A 1,250-nucleotide genomic window follows, 5' to 3' on the forward strand; every position below is an offset into this window, starting at 1 on the left:
TACGTGGACGGCACGCTATCATGCGAAGCCGAGCTAAAAGCTATGATCGTAGATAAATAAGCGAGCTAAAATGAGAAATATCCATCCGCAAGCCGTCGTCGAGGACGGCACGAAGATCGGCGAGGACGTAACGATCGAGGCCTACGCCTACGTCAGCAAAGACGCAGTGTTAGGCGACGGCGTACTCGTAAAACAAGGCGCTAGGATCGTGGGCGACACGCATATCGGCGAGGGCGGTAAAATTTACAGCTACGCCATCGTGGGCGACATCCCGCAGGACGTGAGCTACCGCGCCGAGGAAAACACTGGCGTTCGTATCGGCAAAAACGCGACGATCCTAGCCAAGGCGGAATTTTTAAATCCGAGCCACTCGGTCAAAGATCGCATCGCGTGGCAGATCGTAAAAGACGCGCTAAGCTCGGGCAAGATCGACAAAAATAGCGTTTTGATAGAGCCTACCAGCGGAAACACGGGCGTAGGGCTTGCGATGATAGCGGCGAAGCTCGGTATGAAGCTCATTCTAACGATGCCAAGCTCGATGAGTATCGAGCGCCAAAAGCTCATAGCCGCATTCGGCGCTAAAATCGAGCTGACCGACCCGAAATTTGGAATGAAAGGCGCGGTAGATAGGGCAAATGAGCTGGCTGCGAGCACCCCAAATAGCTTTATCCCGAGCCAGTTTGATAATCCGAGCAATCCAAAGGCGCATTTTCAAAGCACTGGACCTGAAATTTGGGAGCAAAGCGGCGGCAAGGTAGATATTTTAGTCGCGGGATTTGGTACCGGCGGCACGCTCAGCGGTACGGCGAAATTTTTAAAATCTAAAAATCCAAACCTCAAAGCTTACGGCGTGGAGCCCGCTAGTTCGCCGCTGCTTACGTGCGGTAACGCAGGCGGGCATAAAATTCAGGGCATCGGCGCAAATTTTATCCCTGCTAATCTTGATAGAAGCATCATCGACGGCTTTTTGAGCGTTGAAAACGACGATGCGTTCGCCGCGGCTAGACAGCTGGCGCAAAAAGAGGGCCTGCTCGTGGGCATTTCAAGCGGCGCGAATGTTTACGCTGCCGCGCAGATCGCCGCCAAGCCCGAGAACAAGGGCAAAGTGATCGTTACGATCCTCTGCGATACCGGCGAGAGGTATCTTTCTACCGAGCTTTTCAAATAGGCGGCGATTTTTTGCTAGCGGGGCGATTAGTGCGGTAATTTTTGCGCGCTTTTCGCGGGCACGGAGCTTGGCGCGATTAAAT

The 1,250-nt window shown here is 53.4% G+C and carries 1 protein-coding gene; it reads left to right on the forward strand.

Annotated features, from left to right (window positions below; all coding sequences use genetic code 11):
* The first annotated feature begins 70 nt into the window (after positions 1-70).
* Positions 71-1,168, forward strand: coding sequence for a cysteine synthase A (gene cysK / locus Q0620_RS01435; RefSeq protein WP_298782910.1), 1,098 nt, complete (start codon positions 71-73; stop codon positions 1,166-1,168).
* The last annotated feature ends 82 nt before the right edge of the window (positions 1,169-1,250 follow it).

Source organism: uncultured Campylobacter sp. (assembly GCF_938017615.1).
Taxonomy (GTDB): Bacteria; Campylobacterota; Campylobacteria; order Campylobacterales; family Campylobacteraceae; genus Campylobacter_B.